15 protein-coding genes are annotated in these 26,875 nt (G+C 43.3%); 5 read left to right on the forward strand and 10 right to left on the reverse strand.

The window, feature by feature from the left end; translation table 11 throughout:
• Nucleotides 1-186: 186 nt before the first annotated feature.
• The 3 genes from IH597_03580 to IH597_03590 form a co-directional block, all read right to left on the reverse strand.
• Nucleotides 187-4,140: a DUF2341 domain-containing protein gene (locus IH597_03580; GenBank protein ID MBE0661527.1), complete on the reverse strand. Its 3,954-nt coding sequence runs from the start codon at nt 4,138-4,140 to the stop codon at nt 187-189.
• 461 nt (nt 4,141-4,601) lie between these two features.
• The gene (locus tag IH597_03585) at nt 4,602-5,039 is read right to left on the reverse strand and encodes a hypothetical protein (GenBank protein MBE0661528.1); all 438 of its coding nucleotides are present in this window, start codon (nt 5,037-5,039) and stop codon (nt 4,602-4,604) included.
• Between the two features lie 409 nt (nt 5,040-5,448).
• On the reverse strand, nt 5,449-6,798 hold the full coding sequence (locus tag IH597_03590; protein MBE0661529.1) for a sigma-54-dependent Fis family transcriptional regulator: 1,350 nt from the start codon (nt 6,796-6,798) through the stop codon (nt 5,449-5,451).
• 369 nt (nt 6,799-7,167) lie between these two features.
• Between IH597_03590 and IH597_03595 the strand changes: the two genes are divergently transcribed.
• Nucleotides 7,168-13,230, forward strand: a complete 6,063-nt coding sequence (locus IH597_03595) for a hypothetical protein (GenBank protein ID MBE0661530.1) — start codon at nt 7,168-7,170, stop codon at nt 13,228-13,230.
• Nucleotides 13,231-13,401: 171 nt separating this feature from the next.
• Here the strand turns inward: IH597_03595 and IH597_03600 are convergent, their stop codons facing one another.
• Both IH597_03600 and IH597_03605 read right to left on the reverse strand, forming a co-directional pair.
• Nucleotides 13,402-16,773, reverse strand: a complete 3,372-nt coding sequence (locus IH597_03600) for a S8 family peptidase (GenBank protein MBE0661531.1) — start codon at nt 16,771-16,773, stop codon at nt 13,402-13,404.
• Nucleotides 16,774-17,039: 266 nt separating this feature from the next.
• Entirely contained in the window at nt 17,040-18,251 is a 1,212-nt protein-coding gene (locus IH597_03605; GenBank protein ID MBE0661532.1) for an aminopeptidase, read from the reverse strand.
• A 94-nt stretch (nt 18,252-18,345) separates the two neighbouring features.
• Here IH597_03605 and aspS point away from each other — a divergent pair, with 94 nt between their 5' ends.
• The 4 genes from aspS (at nt 18,346) to IH597_03625 (ending at nt 22,474) form a co-directional block, all read left to right on the forward strand.
• Entirely contained in the window at nt 18,346-20,088 is a 1,743-nt protein-coding gene (gene aspS / locus IH597_03610) for an aspartate--tRNA ligase (GenBank protein ID MBE0661533.1), read from the forward strand.
• Between the two features lie 87 nt (nt 20,089-20,175).
• Nucleotides 20,176-20,370: an AbrB/MazE/SpoVT family DNA-binding domain-containing protein gene (locus tag IH597_03615; GenBank protein MBE0661534.1), complete on the forward strand. Its 195-nt coding sequence runs from the start codon at nt 20,176-20,178 to the stop codon at nt 20,368-20,370.
• 44 nt (nt 20,371-20,414) lie between these two features.
• Complete coding sequence (locus IH597_03620) at nt 20,415-21,629, forward strand: U32 family peptidase (GenBank protein MBE0661535.1); 1,215 nt, start codon at nt 20,415-20,417, stop codon at nt 21,627-21,629.
• Nucleotides 21,629-22,474, forward strand: a complete 846-nt coding sequence (locus IH597_03625; protein MBE0661536.1) for a histidinol-phosphatase — start codon at nt 21,629-21,631, stop codon at nt 22,472-22,474. The genes IH597_03620 and IH597_03625 overlap by 1 nt, the downstream gene beginning before the upstream one ends.
• A gap of 344 nt (nt 22,475-22,818) precedes the next feature.
• Here the strand turns inward: IH597_03625 and IH597_03630 are convergent, their stop codons facing one another.
• The 5 genes from IH597_03630 to IH597_03650 form a co-directional block, all read right to left on the reverse strand.
• Nucleotides 22,819-23,805 carry a ketoacyl-ACP synthase III gene (locus IH597_03630; GenBank protein ID MBE0661537.1) on the reverse strand — a complete coding sequence of 329 codons (987 nt, stop codon included), beginning with the start codon at nt 23,803-23,805 and terminating at the stop codon, nt 22,819-22,821.
• 12 nt (nt 23,806-23,817) lie between these two features.
• The gene (gene plsX, locus IH597_03635; protein MBE0661538.1) at nt 23,818-24,792 is read right to left on the reverse strand and encodes a phosphate acyltransferase PlsX; all 975 of its coding nucleotides are present in this window, start codon (nt 24,790-24,792) and stop codon (nt 23,818-23,820) included.
• Nucleotides 24,793-24,895: 103 nt separating this feature from the next.
• On the reverse strand, nt 24,896-25,081 hold the full coding sequence (rpmF, locus tag IH597_03640; GenBank protein MBE0661539.1) for a 50S ribosomal protein L32: 186 nt from the start codon (nt 25,079-25,081) through the stop codon (nt 24,896-24,898).
• A 22-nt stretch (nt 25,082-25,103) separates the two neighbouring features.
• The gene (locus IH597_03645) at nt 25,104-25,619 is read right to left on the reverse strand and encodes a DUF177 domain-containing protein (protein ID MBE0661540.1); all 516 of its coding nucleotides are present in this window, start codon (nt 25,617-25,619) and stop codon (nt 25,104-25,106) included.
• A 301-nt stretch (nt 25,620-25,920) separates the two neighbouring features.
• Nucleotides 25,921-26,496: a hypothetical protein gene (locus IH597_03650; GenBank protein MBE0661541.1), complete on the reverse strand. Its 576-nt coding sequence runs from the start codon at nt 26,494-26,496 to the stop codon at nt 25,921-25,923.
• Nucleotides 26,497-26,875: the final 379 nt, after the last annotated feature.

Raw genomic sequence — 26,875 nt, forward strand, 5'->3', positions numbered from 1 at the left:
TTAAAAAACCATGCCACAAAAATAAAGCACACGTTATCAGCAACATGTCATTTGGTATGGCATCAGAATCAGTCCCAAAACGGGAAAAGCGTTATAAAGTCAGGACAAAATTGCCCGGATTTGGGCAGACGATTATATGGTTTAGGCAATGGAGGTTCGGATCACACATGAATTGTAGCCCAGGCTTTAATATAGGAAGATTTTGCGTGAGAGAGAACCCTTATTACCAAGTATGCGTGCGATGTACAAGCCTTTTGAGTAATGAAGAATATTGGTAGTTGTCCCTCCATTGATAACCTCATGCCTGATTTTTCTACCCGACAAATCGTAAAGCTCAAAAGTAAATATACCTTCTGCCAGCCGGAGGTCTATTTGAATTTGTTGGTTGTACGCATATATGCTACCCGGAATAGCCTGATGTGGGTCAGGGAAATCACCAGCTACAAATTGGAGGATAAAACGACCGGGTCTATCGTTTGTGCCGGCTTCAAAAGTATAAGATGGATTAATCTTCAGGTTATGGATTTTGCCAGTCTGCTTATCATGAAGTTCGAGCATATCAAACAATCCGGTTGGGAAAACCGCTTCAAGAGAATAAGCGCCATTTTCGCCTGCCTTAAAAGCGATAGGGATCACAGGATATTCAGCATTTTTCCCAAGTAATTGCAAAGAATAGTTTTGTCCGTTTTTAGGAATAAATAAACTAGGAGCTTTTTTAACAAAACTGAATTTTTTTGGGGAACCGGTGGCTGTTTTGGGCTGGTTAAACTCCAGCATTACTTCATCGTATCCAAATCCGTCAGATGATTTTACAACCAGGTGTAGAGCATCACCAACTTCTTTCGAGCTTTTTAGCCAGTTTCCGGCATCATCATGAACACGAACTTCATCGGTCATTCCAAGCATGCCTGATGCAACGGCTGATTTAATAAAGAAACCCTGGGTTGGTGCAATATAACGCTTAACTCCGAGCGTGCCTTCGTCGCTTACCGAAGCGGAATTGAATATGCCATAATTAAAAGCGGTGTCGTTCCAGATCCAGATATCATAACCATCGTTTGAAATTTCGAGGTCGTTTCTTGACCAACCGCTTGAGGCTTTCCAATCAATTGATGAAGGGTATGGGTTTCCAACCAGATTGGCGCCAGACTCATTGCCCAACCCAACTGACTTGGTTATAGCTATATTCATCGGCCCACTATTTAGAATCCCGGCGAAGTTTTTTGTCGGGTGTTCATCCAGATAGGCTACAAGATAACCCTTTCCTGGTATGAAATCAGCACTGCTATGAACCTCATTCCATGTTGGTGGATTTTGTGTGTTGAGCAAATATACCCATGAGGTATCGGGTTCGAACCAGGTGTAAAAATCATACCTTGTTCCATCGCCATAGCTGCCAGGACCGCCGGTTGGAGTGAATTCCCCTGAAATTTCCTGATTTGAAACAGCTGAGGAAAGCAGGTGCCAGGCTTCGGGTTCACCACTTATATAACGTTGAAATGTGGCTGGCGTATTTGAAGAATAGTGCAAAAGCGAACCTGTTCCAAGGCTCGATGACCTGATTATCAATCCTGATTCCCCCGAATAGTTGGTAAGCTGGTTCAGCACAGTTAATGTGCTTGTTGAGTTTGTTGTCAGTAATGCCCCGGATTGTATTTCCAGATCGAATATTGTTACATCTGAAGATATTATTTCCGGATCATTGTTAGAGATTGGGATGATTACGAATGATGATTCGTCGGGCAATACGGGCTTGCTCCAATTACCAGGTTTATTCCAGTCGCTGTCAATATTGCCGGTCCAAACCCATTTACACAGATTTCCAGCACTCAATTCGCCGGAAATGATAAAGAAGTTTGATGGGTCATTTTGATTATTGAATTCTGTTGCGATCCAACCAGCATCATGAACTTCTGCCGAGATGGAGACTTCATCAATTTGTCCGACGAAGTAATTGTCTCTCCTGCCAATAAACTGTATAGCCGTTGCAACAGGGTTTAAATCATTGCAATTGCTTGTGAAGGTAAAGTTCAGAACACCGTCAATAAACAACTGCTGAGGTTGACCGGTTTCGTAAGTATAAACTATGTAGTGCCAATTTGCGCCTGCCCCGTTTGTAATACTTCCGGGGTTGTTTATCCAGCTACACCAGGTGCTGTTATTGCCATATCCTCCATGAATAGTAGTGTGTGAGTAAATCCATAAACCTGGTGAGCGGATAGTTGTACCACCAGCTCCACTCCCTATGAACCCATGATAAGCATTATCAGGTTGATTGGATCGGATCCAAAGGGAGAAAGTGCCTTTGGTTCCCGGAAGGATATTGGTTCCAAGGTTAATGGCATCGCTTCCTGAAAACTGTGTTGCGGATCCTATTTTCCCATTTACCTGCTGCGGATTGCCTTCATAAGAAACGCTATGGTGAGCATTAGCCGTGTAATCTGTTGTGATTTCGGATGGCGTATTTTGATTTAAGTGGTAACGAGCCTTGTATTTCGATGACCATGTATTTGCAGTAGAAAGATCAATAGAGACGTTACCTTTTCCATAATACATCTGTATAATGGTGTTCTGAAGATTGCTTAACACAGGAATTCTGATCCAGGCGATGAATTCTCCAGTGCTTCCGTCGTATTTTTCAACCTGGTAATCCAGTGTTGTTGAACAGTCATCGAGGGTAAATAGAATGTCATAACCATTGGGGTTTTGCACTTTTCCACCATGTAAAGTATGCCTCAGATCGGGGTCAGTGAAACTTACCAGCACCGGAAAATCCTGGTGCGATCCACTGCCTTCCACCTTTGATGCAAGGATTGTAATTTGTTTTCCATTGGTAAACAACGCCGGTGGGTAGAAATCCAATACTTCGATATAATTTGTCTTGGTTTCAGTGTACGTCCCATTGAGGGTGAGGCTGACTGTTTTACTGCCGGATGTGCTATAGATTACATCATGTGGCCCTGGTGTGGTAGCTGTTGCGGGTATTGCACCTGCTCCGAAATCCCAAAGCCATGATGTTATGACTCCGGTTGAATTATCCGAAAATGTAATTGTTTCTCCAGTAAAGGTTGTTAGCGGATCAGCAATAAAATCAACTTCATATATAGCTGGCGTGCCGGTTAACGTAACATCATCAACTGACCAATACCAATCCCAGGTGCCGGTATAATTCCATTTTATACTCACTTGCGATTGATTGTCCAGTTCAGGAACGACGATGCTAAAGAAAGTGGGATTAGAAATGGTTTGTGTCCATTGCTGAATATTGGACCAGGATTGGCCACCATTAGTACTGTAGGCCAAACTGGCTGTAGAATATATGTATTGGCGAAAGTAATGCGAAAATGACAAAGTAATACTGTTGAACCCTGAACAATCAATTATTGGTGAAATTAAGTCAGTGTTTTGAGAATTTCCACTGCCATAGGCATCACTATTTAAGTACGCGTAGTTTCCAACGGTACCATTCATTGATCCACCCCTTCCTATTTGCCATATCTGGCCGCTACCCTGATGGTCGGTTATTATCCAGTCAGTTGGAAGGTTATCTGAAGTGTTAAAGTTTTCGGAAAAGGGCAACGAATAAAGGTTAACTACCGGCGTATAATTTAACTCCAACTCAATAAGATCAACATAAACCAGACGGCGATTACCGCCTCCAATGCTGCCAGTGGAGGTAATCAGGACTTGCAGCGAATTCAGGTCTTCCCTGGTAAAATTATAACCACTCCAGGTCTGAGTATACATGGTAAAATTGTGGCTCATGTCTAAAGTCATGATTTTATTACCAAGAAGGTTGTTGTTGACCCTTAGATTAATGTCCAACCCTCTTGTATTTCCACTACTACTGCTTTTACAAACCCTTGCCCTTACAGTAATTTCAGAATAAACTCCCGGGTAGGTTGGGTTTCCTATGCTCACTTCGGCTGTTGAATTTGCATTATTTGGGCAGGTAATAAAAGCCCCATTTGGGTTTTGTGATCCTTCATTAATTTTAGACCACAATGGCGGTGTTGTCCACACTCCTGTTGTTATATCACCGTCTGGCTGTCTGATCTGGTTAGTTGGCTGTGCATTGGCCAGCAGCATTCCCGAGAACAAGACACTAAAAAGAATCAACGTCTTTAATCTTACGATCATTGTAATAAAGAGTTAAAAACCGTCATGATGCTGTAAAAATAGAATATTTTATTCACTCCGGGTATATAATTCAATTAAGTTCGAAAATCTCGTTCATTCTGTAGAGCCAATGTTGAAAGAGCCATTTACAACTTTCATTTTAATCAAGAAAAGCCGCAGTATCTTACTGCGGCTTTCAAACCAATAAACCAACCAACCAATTATTATGAAAATTTATAATATGCTTCTTGTAAGAAATCAATATTTATAACTTAAATGCAACCAGAATCATCGTTCCTTCTAATGAAGCATTTGTATAAAGCGGACAAACAAATTTGGTTCGGGAAAACGAATCCGCAATCCACATTGGAGAATTTTGAATTATACTTTGTTTGCCATTTGTAACGGTCAAATACGATCTAAAATCAGTTAAAGTGCTTGGTAACTCGTGATAGAGAGTCATTGCTTTTTTTGTTAGTGCATTAATTGTAGGCAAAAATTACGTGGTAGCTGGCAGAAAAGTTTTTCTCGGCTTCGGCGCACAATTTCTCTTTGACCGAACCGTACAACCGGAACACCCGCTTACCATGGGAGTCGAGCATGTATGATAAGTTTCCAAGATCAGTAGTAGCCAGGAACGATGCTTGTGTTCCGGCTTCTCCGGTCATAACATTTGTTTTCACTATCAGGTCGTATGCAGCCATTGCGCCACCATTTAAAGAAATTTCACCAAGATCAAACTCTTTGCCTGAGCTACTTTGAGGCACCATTACCCAGTCATTTGTATTCGATGAAGTACCAATACTTTCAACAACTTCAGCGAAAATATGTCCTGTTACCCGCACCTGTGCAATCAAAGAACCTTCAAATAACGGAAACATTAAAACAATTAAACCGATTATCGTTTTTGTTTGCGCCACCGTGCAAATGTTTTACATTGCGTTAATTAATGCGCTAAAATAGTAAAAGATATTGCCGCGAGTAAAATAAACAGGTAATAAAATTTTAATAACTGAGATGTTGAGGAAAAATTATCGTTGTATTTCCCATTAATACAGGAGTATAACAGAAATTCATTAATTCCAGAAAGGTAAAATATATTTACATGGTCCTTGCGCGTACTGTAAAATATTCAGCAGAACCAATATAAAGAATTGGTCCTTTCGAATTTTTGAGAAAAATTTGAGTTGAAAACCAGAGTTTACTTTGAAAAATCAGCAGCTTGTTAAAGTCCTCGCCGTAGCGAGGATTCAGCATCAAAATGACTTTGTGGAGTAGACTCAAACTTAAAGGTCGTGAGGCGTATTGAAAAGAAAACTCCAAATGGGTTTAGTCCCTTTTGAGTTTATATTTTTCGATTTTTGCATTTAGCGTTGGGCGGGTGATATCAAGTATTCTTGACGCTTCCAGTTTGCTCCAATGCACTGCCTTAAGAATTCGTTGTATGTGATCCCTCTCAACATCGGCTAGCGAGACCAGGCTAATATTTTCATTATCCGACAAAGATTTATCCTTGTAATTAAGGTGAACATGTTCGCGTTCCAACACATCGCCGCGTGATAGTATAACGGCCTGGGTCAAAACATTCTCCATTTCCCTTATGTTACCGGGCCAGTTGTAGCTTTTAAGCAGTTCAACAACACCATCTTCAATCTTAACAATATTCTTGTTTAGTTTCCTGTTCAGTTTCTGGATCAAATGAGTTAACAATTCAGGAATGTCTTCAAGCCGGTCCCGTAATGGGGGCAAAACAATATTGAAAACCTTGAGATTGAAATATAATTCTTTCAGCAACGTACCTTTTGCAACAAGATCATCAAGGTTTTTACTCGACGAAGCAATTATCCTGGATTGGAAAGCAGGAGTGTGTTCCAGGTCATTTTTTTGGAATTCCATTTCCTGTAAAACCCGTAGCAGTTTACCCTGAAGATGAATGGATAATTGTGGAAATTCATCAATAAGCACAGTGCCTTCGCCCGCCAGATCCAGTTTTCCTCTTTTATCTCTTTTTGCACTATCAACCAATCCTTTGGTATTACCGAAAAGTTCTGCTTCAAGCTCGGCTTCATCAGCGGCGCTGCAATTTACAACTACCAATGGATGATCACGTGTTATTCCGCTGTAATGAATAAGCCTGGCTACCTGTTCTTTGCCCGTGCCGGTTTCTCCGGTTACAAGCACATTCATTTTAGTAAGCGAGATGCGACCAATGTTTTTAAATATTTCCCGCATAACAGGCGTCTTGCCTGCCAAGAGGTTATCTTCAATGGCTTTACGGGCGGTATATGAAATTGTTTCCGTTAAGCTCTGACTTTGAATCGAGGCCTGGATCCCATTACGTATGGCTTCTAGTAATTCTTTTGGCTGGATGGGCTTTTCAATAAAATCATAAGCACCTGCCTGAATGGATTTTATAGTTAATGAAACATCGCCATGAGCAGTTAACACAATTACCGGGATGCCAGGCTGCATCCTCGCCATTTCAGCTACGACATCAAGCCCCGAAATACCTGGCATTCTGAAATCAGTTACAACAAGATCCGGGTTCCGGTTTTTAGCTACAACCAGACCCGATTCTCCATCACTTGCCGTCATCACCTCATATCCCGATTTTTTAAGCAGGTTGCCAAGCAGCAATAAAATAATCTCATCATCATCAATTACCAGTATTTTTTTCATGATGCTACCAGTTTAAAAAATAATTGTTGTCCGAATTGATCCTGATACATTCTGAATCCCTATAAAAACTTTACACTTGTAAAACTATTATCAAAGGTAAAATATTTGTTGACAAGTCCGACCCATATTTTAGCCAAATAAAATTTTCAATTATCTGACTATATGTTGAGTAATTTAGAAGTTTTGCGAACCGACTCCCAACGATAAAAAATGTTTACAAAAAGATAATGGCTGAGAAAGTGAACGAATATCTTAAAAGCTGTTTCTGTTTTTATGAACCAAATTAAATACCAAGGTAAATTTTGAACTCATGGAACAATTGTTGATATTTGCGTAGCTTCGAAGTTTCAAACAATAAAATAATGTGCAATGAAAACGATCTTATTCAAAACTCTTGCTGGTTTACTGGCGGTATTAGCCCTGTTTTTGTATTTCACAACTTACTCATCCAAGTCATCTATTATGCAACCAACCATTTATAAAGAGTTTTGGCAAAAAGCTGACTCTTTGAAAGATGCAGGAATACCGGGCGCCGCAATGACTGTTGTGGAGCAAATCCATCAACAGGCAAGGCTCGAAAATAATCCACCTGAACTTGTCAAAGCAATTCTTTACAAAATCAGTCTGAGTTCTGAATTTGAAGAAGATCATCTTGAAAAAAGCCTTGCCATGGTTGACGAAGCCATAGCCTTGGCCGATATGCCTGCCTTTTCGGTGTTGCATTCCATACAGGCTGAATTATATTTCAGATATTTTACAACCAACAGGTATTTGATCCTGGATCGCACCACAATTGATCAAGCTCCAGGCAACGACTTAAAAACATGGGATGCTGAAGCCATTATCACAAAAGCAGCATGGCATTATCTTCAGTCAGTTAAAGATACTGACGAGCTTAAAAAAACAACTGCAGATTATTTTTCATCCATCATCGAAGAAAAGGAAGAGTCAAAAATTTATCGCCCTACGCTGTTTGACTTGCTGGGGCATCGTGCACTTGATTTTTTCATGAACCCTCAAGCTTCAATTATTCAACCCAGAGATCCTCTCAGCCTGAACCAGGAATCTTATTTTGCCAGGGCAAATAGCTTTTCAAACGAGGTTTTGCCCGAGCCATCATCATTGTCATTTAACTATCATTCACTTGAAATACTCAGGCAATTGATCGGGTTTCATCTTCAGGTAGATAGAACATTGGCGCTTGTTGATTTGGATCTGAAAAGACTTGCCTGGCTTCGCAATAACGCAACATTAGAAACCAAAGACCAGCTTTATTATCAGGCGCTTGAGCATCTTGAAAAAGAATATGCGAGCACTGCAACATTTCCTGAAATTACGTATGCCATTGCAACCGAATTGGTTAGAATGGGCAATACTTACGATCCCTTTAACAATCCTGAGCCGCGCCTGAAAATTAAGGAAGCGATTGAGAAACTGGAAATCGCTATTAAAAATAATCCTGGACTACCTTCAGCGAAAAACTGCAGCAACCTACTGACGCAGATAACCCAGCCAAATCTTCAGGTTCAGATGGAGTATGTCAACCTACCGGACAAACCTTTTAAGGCGTTGGTTTCGCATAAAAATGTAAAAAAAATATATCTGCGTGTTATCAGCCTCGAACCTGAAGCTGACCGAGAACTCAGAAATACCAACAAGGAAGAAAAGGACTTAATTAAGGCCTATCTAAACTTGGAGCCTTACACTTCCTGGCATCAGGAATTGCCAGATGACGGAGACATGCAAACACATAACACCGAAATTCCCTTTCCGGCCTTACCCAAAGGATATTACATCCTGATCGCAGGTCTTGATTCAGCTTTCAGTTCTGAGCCGCAAACGCTGGCGCACACTTCATTCTGGAATTCTGCAATAAGTTTTGTTACTCGCAATAACGCGGATGGAAGCATAAAATTCCTGGTGTTGGATCGCGAAAACGGTAAACCGCTGCAAAATATTAGTGCTACCACTTATCAACGGCAATATAATTCAAATACCCGCTCGCATGATTTTATAAAAGGCAAGAGCTTTACAACTTCAAGTGATGGAACTTTTACCATACAGGCTCCGGAAAAGCGTGCACCGCATTCATCCTATGCACTTGATTTTCATTCAGCTAAAGATCGCTTGTTTACAGAAAACTTCTTTTCACAACAACGTTATGATCACGACAACCGCATGCGCACCCAAACCTTCTTTTTCACCGATCGCGCTCTGTATCGCCCTGGCCAGCTTGTTTATTTCAAAGGTATAGTAATTGACACCAACGGTGAAACGCATGAACTGAAAACAAATTACCGCATCACTGTTACACTCTATGATGCCAACTATAGGAAGGTTTCAGAGTTAGCGTTGGTTAGCAATGAGCATGGATCATTTTCAGGGAATTTTGCGCTGCCTTCTGATTTGCTCACCGGCAGTTTGCAGTTAAGCAACGAAAATGGAAACATTTCATTTTCAGTTGAAGAATATAAATTGCCCCGATTCGAAGTAAAATTCGATACGCTGAAAGAAAGCTACAAACTCGGAGAAACATTAAGCATTCATGGGCAGGCTATTGCTTATGCCGGAAATCCCATTAGCAATGCGCAAGTCAGGTTCAGGGTTACGCGTCAAGCCCGTTTCCCATTCAGGGACTACAGATACAGATCAATTTTTCCATCCGGTCCACCAACTGAGATTCTTAACGGAGAAATTCAAACCGATGCAGAAGGGAAATTTACAGTCACTTTTATTGCTGCTCCAGACCTGACAATTTCATCGGCACACAAGCCAGTATTTATATTTAATGTGATGGCCGATGTAACCGACATTCAAGGTGAGACCCAAAGCGGAAGCACCATGATCGGTGTTGGATATATCTCCCTAATTCTTAGCTCCAATATCAATGAACTGATTGACCGCAATGAATTCGACGGATTTACCGCCAAAGCCACAAACCTAAACGGTATAGAACAGGAAGTTAGCGGTGAAATGAAAGTAAGTCGGCTTAAACAACCCAGCCGGCTGATGCGAGAAAGAAATCATAGCCGCCCCGATCGCTTTGTTATGGATAAAGCCACTCATGATAAATTGTTCCCGCTCGATGTGTATAATTATGAAAATGATCCGGAATCCTGGGAAATTGAAAGCATGGTGTTCTTATCCGAGTTCAACACCGGATTGAAAGATAAATTAATGCCACCCAGCTTTGGATCGTGGGAACCCGGAACGTATGTAATTGAATTGAAAAGCAAAGATGCATTCGGCGAAACAGTTGAGTTTAAAAGGCATTTCACAATTTTTAAACCATCGGATCGCAAGCTTCCTGGACAGCATATTTGGTGGTCGCATGTATTAACACCAACGTTGGAACCGGGTCAGAAAGCTAAAGTACTCATTGGTTCATCTATCCGGTTGACAGTTCTTTACGAGCTTGAAGTAAATGGCGAAATCGTTAGTAGCCAACGCCTGCGTTTGAACCGTCGCACACGGATGCTGGAAATCCCTGTTACCGAAGCCCATCTTGGCGGATTCAGGGTGTTGTTAACCTCAACAGCGCATAACCGGGCGTTTACTGAGGCCATTGACATTATCGTACCGGATAAGCGCAAAGAGCTAAAGATTGAACTGGAAACCAAACGCAACAAGCTTGAACCAGGAGGCCGTGAAGAATGGAAAATACTTATCAGCGATCACAAAGGAAAACCTGTGATTGCCGAAATGCTCGCTGGCATGTACGATGTTTCACTTGATGCTTTGAAGCCTCATAACTGGAATTTCAATCTGTATCAGCATTATAAACGACGCTTCAATTGGGAAGCAAATTCTGCCTTTAGCCAAACAACAGCTAATGCAGCATTTTTAAGAACCTACCCGGATTTTTACAATCGCGAATACGATAAGCTAAACTGGTTCGGTTTCGAAATGTATGGATCTCCTTTCATGGATTATCGTTCCGGCGGTATGCGTTATGCGAACGCCACAATGATGATGGACCAGTCACTTCCTGAGGCAAAAGGCCTGCTTGTTGATGCTGAAGCTGATATGGAAGAGATGGCAGTCGCAGATTCTGAGCCGGCTACTTTATCAGCGCCGGTCAACATGGTTCGCAGAGATTTCCGTGAAACTGCATTTTTTTATCCACAATTGCTTAGCGATGAAAAGGGTGCGGTGAGCCTGAGTTTCACGGTTCCTGAATCACTTACCCGTTGGCGACTTATGGGCTTGGCTCACACCACTGACCTCAGCCAAGGATATTTTGAAGAATTCTTTGAATCCAGCCGCGAAGTAATGGTGGTTCCCAATCCGCCACGGTTCTTCCGCCAGGGCGATCAGATGGAATTCAAAACCAAAGTTGTGAACACAACCGATAAGGAATTGGACGCACTTGTGAAACTGGAATTGTTCGATGCGGTAACAATGGAGCCAGTAAATAATGAGTATGAGCTGGATGCTGAACTCCAAAAACTTGTAATTCCGGCAAAAGGTTCGAAGGATTTTGCCTGGAGCATCAGCGTACCACTCGACGGGCCTTATGCCGTAATTTACCGCGTAACCGCCATGGCAGGTTCGCATAGCGATGGCGAAGAAAACATGCTGGCCGTACTCACAAACCAACAGTTGCTTACCGAGACGATGCCAATGTTTGTGGGAGCCGGTAGCAATACCACCTTCACACTCGATAAGTTGTTGCAGTCCGGAAAGCCCGGCTCAACGGCAATGCACCACCAGCTTACACTTGAATTTACCTCCAACCCGGTGTGGTATGCTGTGCAGGCCCTTCCATATTTGTCAGAACCTAATTACCGCAGCGCCGAAGCCCTTTTCAATCAATATTATGCGAATCAGATGGCAATGCATATCATTAACAACAATCCTGAAATTGAGCGTGTATTTGAGGTGTGGCGTAAAACAGATCCTAATGCATTGCTCTCCAATCTTGAAAAGAACCAGGATCTGAAAAGCATTGTGATAGAAGAAACTCCCTGGCTGAATGATGCCCTGGGCGAATCAGAAAGAAAAAGACAGATTTCCGCGTTGTTCGAACGCAACCATATTGAGAGTGAATTGCAAAAAAGCCTGAAGGCCCTGCTTGAAATGCAACTGAGCAACGGCGGCTGGCCCTGGATGCCCGGCATGCACGACAGCCGCCATATTACCCAACAAATTGTAGCAGGCTTTGGAAGGTTGCAAGCAATCGTAACATTAAAGATTGAAGAAAATCCGGAATTGCTAAAACGCTTGCAGCAAGCAGTTCAATACCTTGATGAGCGTATGGAAGAAGAATACAGGAAAATAAAAAATCCTGAAGATCCAAAGCTAAATGCTTTGAATGCTGGAGTAATCCAATACCTCTGGGCAAGGAGTTACTGGGCCGGCAATTTCGCTATGACCCCAAAGTTTCAGGAAGGATTTAGTTTCTGGAAAGCCCAGGCAGAAAAGCATTGGACTGGTCAGAACCTATACTTACAGGGAATGATTGCCCTGGCACTGCATCGCATTGGTGAAGGAACTGTTCAGCAAGGCATCATGCGATCCATTGAAGACAGGTCGTTGGTAAGTAATGAAATGGGAAAATACTGGAGAGATTTGCGTCAGGGTTATTACTGGTACCAGGCACCCATCGAAACGCAAGCGCTTTTAGTGGAAGCTTATGCTATAATAAATAAGGATATGGCTTCGGTTGAGAAAATGCAACAGTGGCTTATTACACAAAAACGCACACAGGCCTGGAAATCGAACCGTGCCACTGCCGAAGCCATTTATGCCATTTTGATGCGTGGCACCCAAACACTGGCAACTAACCGCGACCTCAGCATTAAGATAGGTAATCTGACCATCAATCCATCCAACGATCCCGCCATCCGTGAAGAAGCTGGTTCGGGCTATTTCAGGATTTCGTGGTACAGGGATGAGATAAGTCCGGACATGGCAAAGATTACCGTTAACAATGCCGGAAACACAATTGCCTGGGGCGGTTTGTACTGGCAGTATTTTGAGCAACTGGATCGCATTACACCTCATGAAACGCCGCTGAAGCTCAGCCGCAGCATTATGCGTGAAGTACTGACGCCATCTGGCCCAATGCTGGAAACTGTTACAACTGAAAAACCCCTGAAAGTAGGTGATAAAATGATCATGCGAATTGAATTGCGCGTGGATCGTGACCTTGAGTACGTTCACATGAAAGACCTGCGTGCTCCAGCCTTCGAACCCATAGAACAAATTTCCGGGTATAAATACCAGGGCGGACTTGGGTATTACGAGAGCCCGCGCGATGTAGCTACGCACTTCTTCTTTCAATATCTGCCAAAGGGAACATGGGTATTTGAATACCCGGTGGTGGTTTCGCAAACCGGCGATTTCTCCTCCGGAATCACAACTATACAATGTTTGTATGCACCTGAATTTACGGCACACAGCGAAGGCATCAGGATAATGATTGATTAGAATTTCCTCGTAGAGACGCGATGCATCGCGTCTCACAATGACGAATTTTGTCATCCTGAACGAAGTGAAGGATCTCTCTACGTAATTGTAAATAAGATTCTTCGCTTCGCTCAGAATGACATAAATTGTAGAATAAGAGGATTTTGAGGCAACCTCGTCTCTACAGAATGCCTATCTGAATATTAAAATCCGCGTAGAGGATTGGCCCTGATCGCTATATACAACCAGGTTGTAAATGCCCTGTGAAAGCTGGCTCAAATCCAATGAATAACTGAAATGACCATTTTCGATGGCAATGGGTTCGGAATACACCGTTTCACCCAATGAATTGCTGACAAAAATAAACCCGTCTGTTTTTACCCTGCTGTCGAAGGCAATGATAAACCTTCCCTCAGAAGGATTCGGGAAAACCCTCATGTTGAGCAAATTGATTTCTGCTATACCCACCGAATTGAACAATTCAATTTCCAACTCCTGCGACACTTCACTTTGTCCGCAATGGTTTATAGCAATGACTTTCAAAGTGGCATTGCCAAGGAAATCAGTATTCCATGCAATTGTTGCCTGAACTCCATCCGCGCTTAACGCACCGGCTTCTTCGGGTTCTAACACCCATTCGTAATGATCTGCATTTGTGATGCTTTCGATTTGATAAGAACTTTGAGTGATCTTGTGAAGGTCAACAGAAGCGGGTCCTGCGGGAGTGGCTGGCTGGACAGGCAATTCTTCAATTGTTAGAAGCAAAACATCTGTTACGCTTTCCTCTCCGTCAGAAACTGTAAGTGTGAGAGTCACCTGGCCGATCTCAATATCTTCCAGCCCCGGTGTGTAAACCGGATTCAGAATATTTGGATCGCTAAATGAACCGTTTCCGCTGCTTGTCCATTCAATGCTGCTAAAGTTGCTGGCGTATGCCTGTAATTGAAGGATAAGGTTCTCGCAAATAGTGGCATTAATACCTGCCCAGGCAGTTGTAACAGGAGACAGTGGAAAAGAAACCACATCAATCCATGCGGCATCTTCTCCTGAAGAGATGGTTGTATTTTTTTTGTACATCCAGGCAAAACTATTTGAACCGGCGCTTACAGGGTAAGTAACTTTGTCCCAGTCAACTTCACCGGACCATTCTCCCATTAGTTGCCAGTTAATGTAAAAGCGAAGGAAGTCGTTGGTCGGTTCGCTCGAAACACGCCTGTAGAAAGATACGGAATCATCTGCGCTGACATCGTAATTCAGCAGGATAACTGACATTTGATCATGATCAATATCGCCCGACTTTGCACTGAAAGAACCCTGGTAGGGATCCGCAGGTGTTACCACCCACGGTTGATGGCCGACAAAATCCCAGTTATAATTGCTGAAGTTGCCGGCTTCAAAACCTTCTACTTCCAGCCCAACCCTCATGAAGAATGTTCTGGTGAAGATGTAACTGCCATATTGCACATTGCAAACCATTTCAATTACTGAACCAATAGGAGCAAAGTCCTTCACTTCTGCATCAAAAAGTACTGTTTGAAAGCTTGAAGGAGGCATGGTTTCAAATGGGAAATGACTATTATGGATCGTTAAAAACGGACTGCTCACTGTTATTGTAAGCTCCGGATTAATGGCATCCATTTGCCCGTTGCTGAAAATATCAAAGCTCATTCCAACCAATTCTACCGGATCAAGTTGCCCGTTTCCATTACCAGCGCTGTCGTCAATGAGCATGGAACCAATCACCATATTTGGGGCATGTGCCATGATCGAGAATGAATTTTTCCAGACCAGGTTTCCGTCAGTACTTTCAACCTTAAAAACCATCACATAACCTCCCGGAATCTGACCCGAAGTGTTGAATGAAACCGCATCAGCAATTTCAATAGTTTCTCCCGGTTCAAAAGATCCGAAACTTACAGTATCGCTCACCATGCTTACATAAGGGGATTCTGTAGTAATCGTTGTTTCAACATTTTCAAATCCAAGCCCTGAATCATTTACAAGGGTAAGACTCAGCTTTATGAATTCCTGTGGGTTTACGAACCCGTTGTTATTGCCTTCATCATCGTTAACACCGTGAGAAACATACACAGGCCCTGCAAAGTTGGTTTGAATGATGGCTGCAAGAGCATCAACCCTTCCGGCTCCAAAGGTGTTACTTTTAAGTGGGGTCATAGCCAAAGCGGTTTCTTCCAGCACCTGGCTGAGTTGTGCCGGTTTCAGCCAGGGATTTTTTGAGAGCACTAAGGCCATAACTCCTGCCGCGCCGGGAGCAGCCATTGATGTTCCGCTCATTACTGCATAACCCGAAGTGTTTGAGTGCGAGAGTGATTTCACATTCACTCCGGGAGCGGTTACATCAGGAGTGATCAGGCCTGAGCCCGGATTATAGGGATAATCGCTATAAGGTTGGATGTTTTGCCATGTTACCGGTCCCCGGCTTGAAAAAGCTGCAAGGTCATCTGATGCATCAGTTGCACCAATTGTAACAACGGCTGAACGACCTCCTGTATCAGGCTGATCCGGATTGCGCCAGGGCGCAGGAACATCGCCCGGAGTGCGCACATTTGACGGGGCTGAACCACCTCCTTCGTTTCCTGATGCTACTGAAGCAATTACACCCGCAGCCAGCGCATTGTCCATGGCATCACGCCAGCTTGCCCTGTCGGGGTTCCAGGCATGTTGCCAACCCAGCGATAAGCTCATCACATTTGCACCGTGTTCAACGGCAAACTGTATCCCGTCCCACACACCTGCTTCAGTTCCTCCGCCATCGGATCCGAGCACCTGAAGCGCCATGATTTTTACCGAAGGGGCCATTCCTGTTTGCGAACCGGCATTGCCATTGCCTGCCACGGTTCCGGCACAGTGGGTGCCATGTCCGTGATAGTCCATTGGATTGTTGGTGTTGTTTATAAAGTTCCAGCCATGGAGGGGAAAATCGGCATGGGACCACATGTTCCCTTCCAGATCGTCATGATCATAGTTCACTCCGGTATCCAGCACAGCCACCACAATGCCTTCGCCTGTGAAGCCCAAGCTCCAAACCTGTGGTACATTCATGATGTTGACATTGTATGTGATCTCTTTCGAACCAACATATTCAAGCTCAGTGATTTCAACAGGATCAATCAGAATGCGTTCTTCATCCAGATCTATTCGTTCAATATCGGAACGGTTGGCAAGCTGCGTGATTGCTTCCGGAGTTGCGTAACAGTTGATCACATTGGCGATCCAAAGCGGTTTTACCTGGATGACTTCACCTGTCTTGCTCAAAGCATCAAGTTCCTTCAACAGACCTTCCTGCGATGCGTTCGCAAAGGATTTCAGTTCAGTTACGATATATGAGCGGACTTGTGCCTGGTTCAGATGCTGAAGGATATCTTGTTTTGATGTAGGATCATATTGTTCTACAAGCCGGATGTTTATGGGTAACAACTCAGATTTGTGGGTTTTGCTTATCTCTGAAACCAAATCAGGAGTCAGCTTATTTTGTGCAACTGCTGTTGTTGCAACCTGCGCTACAAGCAATACAACCAGCAAAAGGGTCAGTTTATTTTTCATTAAATTCTGATTAGCATTGTGATGTTGAGAAAGAAAGCAAAAGTAGGCAAAAGGACTCACAATAAACTGAATTAACGTTTCTGCGACAGGTTGGACTTTTGTGACCTTGTGTCCACTCCGGAAAGAAATTTGAACCACATAGACACATAGCTCACATAGACGGCACATAGTATAAAACGCTGATTAAAAACTATGTGAAGACTATGTTTCTATTGTGTCTATGTGGTAAAAAACGGTTTTGTTATATTTTTGGAACAGGCTCAACCTTACAACCCCAACTTCCCCCTTATTTTCCTTGACATGGCATTCTTGTTCACCATGAGAGAAATGGTTTTGTAACGGACAAATGTTTCGGAAGCATAAAGGTATCCGCCATAAGGGTTGTTATCGGTTCCCCATGAGTTTTTAACAATGTAATACTTGTTGCCATTTTGGTCTCTTGCGGTACCAATAATATGCATGGCATGATCGTCGGTAGTCGTGAAATTATCGAATCCGGTTTGGCGGTCTTCCTGCGTGATTTTCTTTTCCTGTATAGGTTCCTTGAAGCTGTAAAGCATATCATCTTTCTCCTTTTGTGTTAGCTTCTCCCATCGTCCGCGTTCCATTCCGTCAAGCACTCCGGGATCAGTTTCGGGAACAATGGCAACACCATTGCGGTGCGAGAACCCTTTTTCACTGATATCGCTGGCCCACACAACAGTATATCCGTTGGCAAGTGCGCCGTCAATCACCTCCATAAGCTCATCAACAGGAAGATTCCAGGCTTTTTCCCAGTTCCAGTTGTCGGGCACCTCCAGGATGAAATCTGTATAGAACGGGTGATGAGTGAATGAAGTTAACTGCACAAAATCATCGGCTTTTACTCCCAGCATTTCAGCAAAACTTTTTGGGGTATAGGTTTTTCCTTTAAATGTAAATTCTTCAGGGTAAGAACCAAGATAGGCATCCAGTAAGCCGTTGAACCCATCTTTCCAAACCGGTGTAAGTTTGCGGTTTGGGTTCTTGATCACGGCATCTACGTAAGCCTTCAAAACGGCGTCCATCTCACCATGCACATGGTTTTCCTCACCAATTACCTTGCCTGCGTAGGCTTCTTCCGAAACCACGCCAAAGTTGGCCATCACCCAGAATGGATCAGGCAATGCGCCACCTGCTGCAAAATTTAAACTCCCGTTTAATCTCACGTATCGTTCTGCTTTTGCAGTATAGGTATGTCTGACCACAAACATTTCGGAAAGTGGAATTTCACCAATTCCCATGCGGAGTAATTCTGATTCAATAAGGGCATGTGTTCCGAAGCTCCAGCAAGTACCGGAACGGAATTGATTTTTTACAGGAGTTGCAGGCAAGCGGATCTCATCAGTAAAAACATAGCCTTTATTCTTTTCCGTAGCCGTGTCTTCCTGGGCCAAAGCCTGGGTAGTTGAAAATACCAGCGCGAGCAAAAGAGCTGTAATTAAATGTGTTCTAAGCATGGCAAAAAGTTTTAAAAGTGAATAATGATGTGTTACGTTGGCGCAAAGGTAGTAAATAGGTAATTTCGCAGGCTCAAATTTAAAGCAATACAGCATGTTACGAACACATACCTGCGGAGAACTTAGAATAACTGATGTAGGAACCAAAGTCAGCCTGTGCGGGTGGGTGCAACGTTCCCGCGATTTTGGCGGGATGACCTTTTTAGATCTGCGCGACCGATACGGAATTACCCAATTGGTTTTCAATATGGAAACCAATGCATCACTTTGTATAAAAGCCCGTGAACTGGGCCGTGAATTTGTGATCACAGTCAATGGCGTGGTGGCTGAACGCAGCAACAAAAATCCCAAAATGCCTACCGGTGATGTTGAAATCATTGTTGATGCTTTTGAAGTGCTCAACGAGTCAAAAATTCCTCCTTTCACCATCGAAGACAACACCGATGGCGGTGATGAACTGCGGATGAAATATCGTTACCTCGATTTGCGGCGCAACCTCGTAAAACGCAACATGGAACTTCGTCACCGGATGGCTATTGAAACGCGCAGCTATATGGACAGCCTTAATTTTATTGAAGTTGAAACCCCGGTTCTGATAAAAAGCACTCCTGAAGGCGCCCGCGATTACGTTGTTCCTTCAAGAGTGAGCCCTGGGGAGTTTTATGCACTTCCCCAATCACCACAAACCTTTAAACAATTGCTGATGGTGGCCGGGTTCGACCGCTATTTCCAGATTGTGAAATGTTTCCGCGACGAAGACCTGCGTGCCGATAGACAGCCCGAATTCACACAGATAGACTGCGAAATGTCATTCGTTACACAGGAAGACATTTTTAACACCTTCGAAGGTTTGGTGATCCACCTTTTTGATAAGGTGAAAAACGTTAAAATTGATAAACTGCCACGTATGAGCTACGCCGATGCCATGAAAAATTATGGCAGCGATAAACCCGATATCCGTTTCGGGATGACTTTTGTTGAACTTACAGATTTGGTGAAAGGTAAGGATTTCAAGGTTTTTGATGATGCCGAACTCGTTGTTGGAATCAATGCCAAAGGTTGCGCAGAATATACCCGCAAGCAACTGGACGAACTGACCGATTTTGTTAAAAAGCCCCAGATTGGAGCCGGTGGTCTGATTTACCTTCGGTACAATACAGATGGATCATTGAAATCTTCCGTTGATAAGTTCTATTCCGCTGATGACTTGAAAAAATGGGCGGATGCATTTGATGCCAAACCCGGCGACCTTATACTCATTCTGGCAGGAGTAGCAGGAAAAACACTCAAACAACTTAATGAGCTTCGCCTTGAGATGGGCAACTGCCTTGGCCTTCGTAATCCGGAAGTTTTCATGCCCTTGTGGGTGTATGATTTCCCCTTGCTTGAGTGGGACGAAGGATCGCAACGCTTTTATGCCATGCACCATCCGTTCACTTCACCCAAACCCGAAGATATTGAGTTGCTTGATTCCAATCCGGGTGCAGTACGTGCCAATGCCTATGATATGGTTATTAACGGCGTGGAAGTCGGAGGTGGTTCAATACGAATCCACAACAAACCTTTGCAGCAGAAAATGCTGAAACTGCTTGGTTTCTCTGATGAAGATGCGCAGGCGCAATTCGGTTTCCTGATGAATGCCTTTGAATTTGGCGCCCCACCGCATGGCGGCATCGCCTTTGGTTTCGACAGGCTTTGCTCACTTTTTGGCGGCAGCGAATCCATCCGCGACTTTATTGCTTTCCCAAAAAACAACGCAGCACGTGATGTGATGATTGATTCACCTTCTCGCATCTCATCAGCACAGCTGGAAGAGTTGGGGATTAGGATAAAGTAGGCAGGAGGCAGCGGCAGCAGGAAGGGATCAAAGCCCCGAGGCACGAGGGGATTGAAGCCCTGGAATTGCACAATTATAAAAATAACTATGGAATTACCAGTTATCAAAGTAGGAAACTCAGGCGTGGAAATTGTTGAGATAGAAGATTGCATTGAATTGCGACCCTCAGCAAAACCACGTGAAAATTGGGAAGAAGCTTTCAAGCAGATGAATAGGAACAACGACGACACGTTGCTTATTGATGATGTTTTTGCTGATGAAATCTCTAAAGATTGCTGTTAAACCACTCCAACAGCATGAACAACCCAAAGCCCCCCATCGAGATCATGTCCCCAGCCGGTTCTTACGAAAGCCTGATGGCTGCTATTCAGGGAGGAGCTGATTCGGTGTATTTCGGTGTGGGAACCTTGAATATGCGGGCGCGCTCATCAATGAATTTTACGCTGGAAGATCTGGCACAAATTGCCACTATTTGCCGAGAGCACATGGTTCGCAGCTACCTTACCGTGAACACGGTGATTTATGATGAGGAAACGGCTTACATGCAAAGTGTGGTGGATGCAGCCAAAGATAATGGCATTACGGCCATCATTGCTTCGGATATTGCCGTGATGGAATACGCGCGAAGCAAAGGTGTTGAGATTCACATTTCCACACAGTGCAACATTACCAACTTACAGGCTGTGCGGTTTTATTCGCAATATGCTGATGTGATGGTGCTGGCCCGTGAATTAAGCCTGGAGCAAATAACTGCGATCACCAAAAAAATTGAAGAAGACAATATCCATGGCCCGACGGGAAAAAAAATTGTGATTGAAATCTTTGTGCATGGTGCCATGTGCATGGCGGTTTCCGGGAAATGTTACCTCAGTCAGGATATGTTCAATAAATCTGCGAACCGTGGCGAGTGCTATCAACCGTGCCGCCGCGAATACCGTATCCGCGATTTTGACGACGAGGTGGATCTGAATATTGACAACCATTTTATCATGTCGCCCAAAGACATGAAAACCATTGATTTTCTGGATAAAATTGTCGGGGCAGGGGTGAGGGTGCTTAAGATTGAAGGCCGTGGCCGTGCGCCGGAATATGTGAAAACCGTTACACAATGCTACCGCGAAGCGGCCGATGCGATCCTTGAAAGTAACTTTAATCCTGAAAAAGTTGAACAGTGGAATCATCGCTTGAACCAGGTTTATAATCGTGGATATTGGGAAGGGTATTATCTAGGCAAGACCCTTCCAGAATGGACGAATGTGTATGGTTCAAAATCAACACGAAAAAAAACTTACGTCGGCAAGATCACTAATTATTTTGCGAAAATCGGGATTGCGGAAGTTACCCTGGAAACCGGAGACCTAATAATTGGAGATGATTATGTAATCCTTGGTCCAACGACCGGAGTTTATGAAGGCAACATCACTGAAATCAGGGTTGATGAAAAAATAGTCGAAAAAACCTTTAAGGGCGAAATTTGTTCCATTCCTGTAAAAGAAACAGTTCGCCGCTCTGACAAACTCTATAAAATCACCGACCGTTGATGCAATGGTTCAACCACCACACCCACTCTACTTTCTGCGACGGAAGCAAACCACCTGTTGATTATGTTAAAACTGCACTGGAACTGGGTTTTTCCGTTCTTGGTTTTTCGAGCCATGCTCCCCTGCCTTTTGACAACACTTTTGCCCTCAGGGATGAAAAAGTGGAGGAATACCGTCAAACCATCCGCTCGCTGAGTTATGAGTATGCCGGCCAACTGGAAATTCACCTCTCAATGGAAATTGATTTTATTCCAGGATTGATGGAAGATTTCAGCTATTGGAAGAAGCGCGCCAACCTTGATTATGTGATTGGCGGTGTTCATTTATTGGTTCCTCCCGGCACCCGGGAATTGTGGTTTATTGACGGCCCCAGGCGCGAAACATACGATCAGGGTTTGAAGAAGTTCTTTGGCGGAGATACACGTAAAGCGGTTCGCACATATTATGATCAGTTGAACCAGATGGTTGAAAGCCAGGCTCCCGATGTAATTGCTCATATTGACAAGATCAAAATGCACAACAACGAGCGATTTTTCAGCGTAAACGACAACTGGTATCTGGATATGTTTTTTGAGAACCTTGCGCTGGTGAAGAAAAAGGGATGCATTGTAGAAGTGAATACGCGGGGGCTTTACAAAGGCCGCTGCAACGAACTATTCCCGAATCTCACCGCCTTGAAAAGAATTAAAGAATTACAGATTCCGGTTACGCTAAGTTCCGATGCCCATGCACCGGAAGACCTTTCAAAGGAATTCCCTTATGCACTTGAACTAATTAAAACTGCTGGGATCAAGGAATTGATGGTTTTTAGCTGCGGGAAATGGAAAGCGGAGGCGATTCAATAAATGTTGCCACGGATGCACGGATGAATATAAAAACAGTTGCCACGAATGTACGAATTGAAGCCTTGCCACAGATGCACAGATGAATACATTGCCACGGATTCACGGATGAAAACATTGCCACGAATTCAGGGATGAAAACATTGCCACGGAACATATCCAACCCTTGGGAAAATTAGCTATGAAGGTTGAAGACCTACAACTGTATGACCATTGTATGACAATAGTCTAACCACTGAATGACTACTGTATTACTCCAATACTCCAGGCTTCGACAAGCTCAGCCACCAAGTACGCTAACCCTGCAATCTCCCCTTCTCCCCTTCTCCATCTCTCCCCGTCCTGACTTAATAACCCCACTTCAGATACATCGCTCCCCAGGTAAATCCGGCACCAAAGGTGGCCAGGATGATGTTATCGCCTTTTTTTAGCTGCGATTCCCATTCCCAAAGGCAAAGCGGAAGTGTTGCAGCGGTGGTGTTGCCGAATTTATGAATATTGATCATCACCTTGTTTTTGTCAAGCTTCATGCGTTGAGCAGTAGCTTCAATAATGCGCATATTGGCCTGGTGAGGAACCAGCCAATGAAGGTCGTTGGCGGTCAACCCATTTTTTTCCATCAGTTCAACCGAAACATCAGCCATTTTTGAGACAGCCCATTTAAAAACTGCCTGTCCTTCCTGATAAATAAAATGTTCACGTGCATTCACTGTTTCATATGAAGCCGGTTTTTCTGAACCGCCAGCCTTTTGATGCAGATGAACCCGGCCTGCACCGTCACTTTGCAAAATGCTGTCAATGATGCCATAACCATTTGCACTGGGTTCAAGCATAACAGCGCCGGCGCCATCACCAAAAATCGGACAGGTAGTCCTATCGGTATAATCAACAATGGATGACATTTTCTCAGCGCCTACAACAACCACTTTTATATGTGTTCCCGATTCAATGAACTTCGCTGCAGTGGAAAGGGCATATAAAAAGCCGGAGCAACCGGCATTCAGATCAAAACTAAAGGCGTTTTTTATCTCGCACTTATCGCTGATGATGTTGGCGGTGGCCGGGAATTGCCTGTCGGGTGTTACGGTGGCGCAAATCAGCATGTCCACTTCCGAGGGGTGGGTTCCGGTTTTTTCAAGCAATTGGTTCACAGCCTTGTGCCCAACTTCCGAAGCGCCAAATTCACCTTTAATAATTCGTCGTTCCTTTATCCCGATGCGGGTCATGATCCACTCATCGGTTGTGTCAACCATGTGGCTTAATTCATCATTCGTCAGTACATAATCAGGAACATTAGCTCCAATTCCTGTAATGACTGCTCTACTCCTGGTCATTGACTGTAAATTTTAAATATCGTCTGCTGATTTATTGCTCAATGTATGCTTCACCAGCGCTTCTTTAATTTTTTTGGCGAGCCCTGCTTCATGCACTTCTTTTGCCAGCAGGATCATGTTTTTTATGGCCTTATCATTCGATATCCCATGTCCGACAATAACGGTTCCATCAACACCAAGCACAGGGGTTCCACCATAATTTTCATAATTGAAGCGATCGAGATATTCATCCTGAATGCCTCTCTTGACCAAAATGCGGTAAATGGATTCGGCTTGTTTAAGTACTATGTTTCCTGTGAATCCATCGCATACAATCACATCGGCCTTATCTTTAAAAATATCACGACCTTCGATATTGCCTGCAAAATTGAAATCTTCGGTATTTTTCATCAACTGATGCGTTGATTGTGCCAGCAGGCTTCCCTTCTTTTCTTCTTCGCCAATATTCAGCAATCCAACTCTAGGGTTCGAAATATTGTGAACATACTCTGCATACAATGCACCCAGAATTGCAAACTGGTAGAGCGTTTCGGGTTTCACATCCGGGTTGGTTCCTACATCAAGCAGGATATTAAAACCGCCGTTTACTTTAGGAATTATCGCGGTTGTAGTGGGTCGTACAATTCCCTGAATAGTGTTCACAGAATAAATAGCGCCTACCAACATAGCACCACTGCTTCCTGCGCTGGCGAAAGCGTCAATTTCACCTGATTTCATCATGCGGAAGCCTACAGCAATGCTTGAGTCTGGCTTCTGAATCAGCGCTTTGGTGGGTGAGTCGCCCATGCCTATTACCTCAGTGGCATTGATTATGATAAAGTCATCGGGATTAGCATCCAGGGCAACCAATTCATCGTAAATCAGTTGCTTTTTCCCAATAAGAACAATTTGATCCTTTTTGTCGAGTGTGCGTTGTGCGAGAATAGCGCCTTCAAGCGTTGCTTTAGGAGCGAAATCGCCGCCCATTACATCAAGTCCGATTTTCATAGAAATTACAATTAGTTAGCAAAGCATTGGTTTGCATCAAATAAAAATCAGCCCTGGAAAATACCGGGGCCTGCGCTGTTTTCCCTGAAATAACCTGATGGAATTAAGCTGTGGCAGCCTTTTCTATTGTAAGTTTGCCCTTATAATGTCCGCAATCAGAGCAAACCCTGTGGTACAACACGGGAGCTCCGCAGTTTGAGCAAACAATCAAAGTAGGTGCAACTGCTTTGTAATGTGTTCTTCTTTTATCCCTCCGGGTTGTGGAGGTTTTCCGTTTTGGATGTGGCATATCAATTCAAATTTTAACGTAATTACTCTTTCAATTTTTTCAGGGCATCCCAACGTGGGTCTGCTTTTTCAACTGCTTTTAATTTCTCCAGTTCTTTCAGGACTTCCGGATCGCAACCGCTGCTGCCATCGTCGTTATCGGGATGCACATGGCGGATGGGAACCGACAGGATGATGTATTCATAAATATAATGCCCTACATCGAAGCGTGTTTCGTTTTCCGGGATCACGATCACATCATCACTTTCCTCATGACTCTCGCTGCCGAATTTTACAAAAAGCTGATAGTTCCCGGCTATTTCAAGTGGGAAAATATCAAGGCAGCGATCACAAACCACTTCAATAGAGCCGGAAACTGAAAAGTCAAGGATCAGCATGCGCTGTTGTTTTTCCATTTCCACTATCACTTGAAGCGATCCGGTTTTATATTCCGAATACTCAAATTCCTCAAAGAACCTGTTGTCAATCTCAAAGTCAAACTGGTGTTTTCCAGGCTTTAGCCCTCCAAAGGAAATCACATACTGCCTCCTGTAATCCACCGCTTGAGATTTTTAGATTAAGGGGCGCAAAATTAGGAATTTTCTTTGGAATAGCAAAAGATTATTGTTGCCCGGAAAGAAGCGTGGGACAAATACTTGGAAAGTATTAAGTTCAGCAGTGATGCAGTGATACTGTGATACAGTTATGCAGTTTGGAGTGATGGAGTTATGTAATTATTAATTCAAAATTCCAGATTTAAGATTCAGCAAGTGACAGTTATTTTGAATTTGATATTTTGGAATTTGGGTTTTGAACTTTGAATTTTGAGTTTTGGATTTTGTTTTTGAATATTTTAACTAGCTATTCAGCTTTTTTAAAGATTTTAAACCCGATACCAAGATTAATGTCAAAGGAACGGTAATGCTTCGGGTAATTGGTGTCTATGAGGTTGTACCTTCCTTTAACGTCAAGATAGGTGCGATCAGACAGCCACCATGAAAAGCCTGCTTCAGGAGCCAAAAAGAACCCTGTATTGACTGAGGTTTCAAGCCATTCATTAGATACAGAGTGCCTAATAGTCAAACCCGTTGAAAGCCCTGCGAAGGGCATCAGTTTTGAGCTGCCAAAGTACTTCCTTATTTCCGGGGTCAGAAGTAAATTGTTAGATCTTGTAACCTGTCTCTGTCCGTCGGAGTGATTAAATCTGGCATAGCCAAATTCGTCTTCAAAGCTTAGCCCGATGGCCATGTTTTTTTCAACGAGATACAAGGCATAAGGATTTAGCCTTAATCCTACTCCAAAATAATCGTTTGTTGTAGAAAAAGAGCCATTTACATTGCCAATAACTCCACCGATCACCTCGCCTTTTTCAAGCTGGGCCATCAACTTGGTAGTCCCTAAACAAATGATAAATAAAGCCAGTGTAAATTTTCTCATGATGAATGGTTTTTAGTTTATGATTGGAATTTAATACTGCATAAAATTAATCCCATTCAACGCATCTGATTGTTAACAATATTTAAAAAATCAGAAGATATATTAAAATGACTTCTGGCTCATTTTCCACAAACTGTGATAATTCATTCGTGATTTGATCTCAACTGATGTGAGGCAACTTGGATCTGGAATTGTATTAAGACCATCGTTTTCTGAAAACATGACTTTTTTGGAATGCCACTCCGAAAAAGTAAACATTGTGATCGAAGCTAAATGAATATGTTGCGCGGTTCTTAATCTTACTGTTCAAATGTATATACAATCCATAGAATAAAAAAGGCCGTCCCCGAAAAGAGACGGCCAATTAAGATATAAACCC

The organism is Bacteroidales bacterium, from assembly GCA_014860575.1.
Taxonomy (GTDB): domain Bacteria; phylum Bacteroidota; class Bacteroidia; order Bacteroidales; family JAAYJT01; genus JAAYJT01.

Bases quoted from the DNA above. Each gene is read 5' to 3' on its own strand.
- IH597_03580 (MBE0661527.1), bottom strand. From the start codon at position 4,140: ATGATCGTAAGATTAAAGACGTTGATTCTTTTTAGTGTCTTGTTCTCG.
- IH597_03590 (MBE0661529.1), bottom strand. From the start codon at position 6,798: ATGAAAAAAATACTGGTAATTGATGATGATGAGATTATTTTATTGCTG.
- IH597_03595 (MBE0661530.1), top strand. From the start codon at position 7,168: ATGAAAACGATCTTATTCAAAACTCTTGCTGGTTTACTGGCGGTATTA.
- IH597_03600 (MBE0661531.1), bottom strand. From the start codon at position 16,773: ATGAAAAATAAACTGACCCTTTTGCTGGTTGTATTGCTTGTAGCGCAG.
- IH597_03605 (MBE0661532.1), bottom strand. From the start codon at position 18,251: ATGCTTAGAACACATTTAATTACAGCTCTTTTGCTCGCGCTGGTATTT.
- aspS (MBE0661533.1), top strand. From the start codon at position 18,346: ATGTTACGAACACATACCTGCGGAGAACTTAGAATAACTGATGTAGGA.
- IH597_03615 (MBE0661534.1), top strand. From the start codon at position 20,176: ATGGAATTACCAGTTATCAAAGTAGGAAACTCAGGCGTGGAAATTGTT.
- IH597_03620 (MBE0661535.1), top strand. From the start codon at position 20,415: ATGTCCCCAGCCGGTTCTTACGAAAGCCTGATGGCTGCTATTCAGGGA.
- IH597_03625 (MBE0661536.1), top strand. From the start codon at position 21,629: ATGCAATGGTTCAACCACCACACCCACTCTACTTTCTGCGACGGAAGC.
- IH597_03630 (MBE0661537.1), bottom strand. From the start codon at position 23,805: ATGACCAGGAGTAGAGCAGTCATTACAGGAATTGGAGCTAATGTTCCT.
- plsX (MBE0661538.1), bottom strand. From the start codon at position 24,792: ATGAAAATCGGACTTGATGTAATGGGCGGCGATTTCGCTCCTAAAGCA.
- rpmF (MBE0661539.1), bottom strand. From the start codon at position 25,081: ATGCCACATCCAAAACGGAAAACCTCCACAACCCGGAGGGATAAAAGA.
- IH597_03650 (MBE0661541.1), bottom strand. From the start codon at position 26,496: ATGAGAAAATTTACACTGGCTTTATTTATCATTTGTTTAGGGACTACC.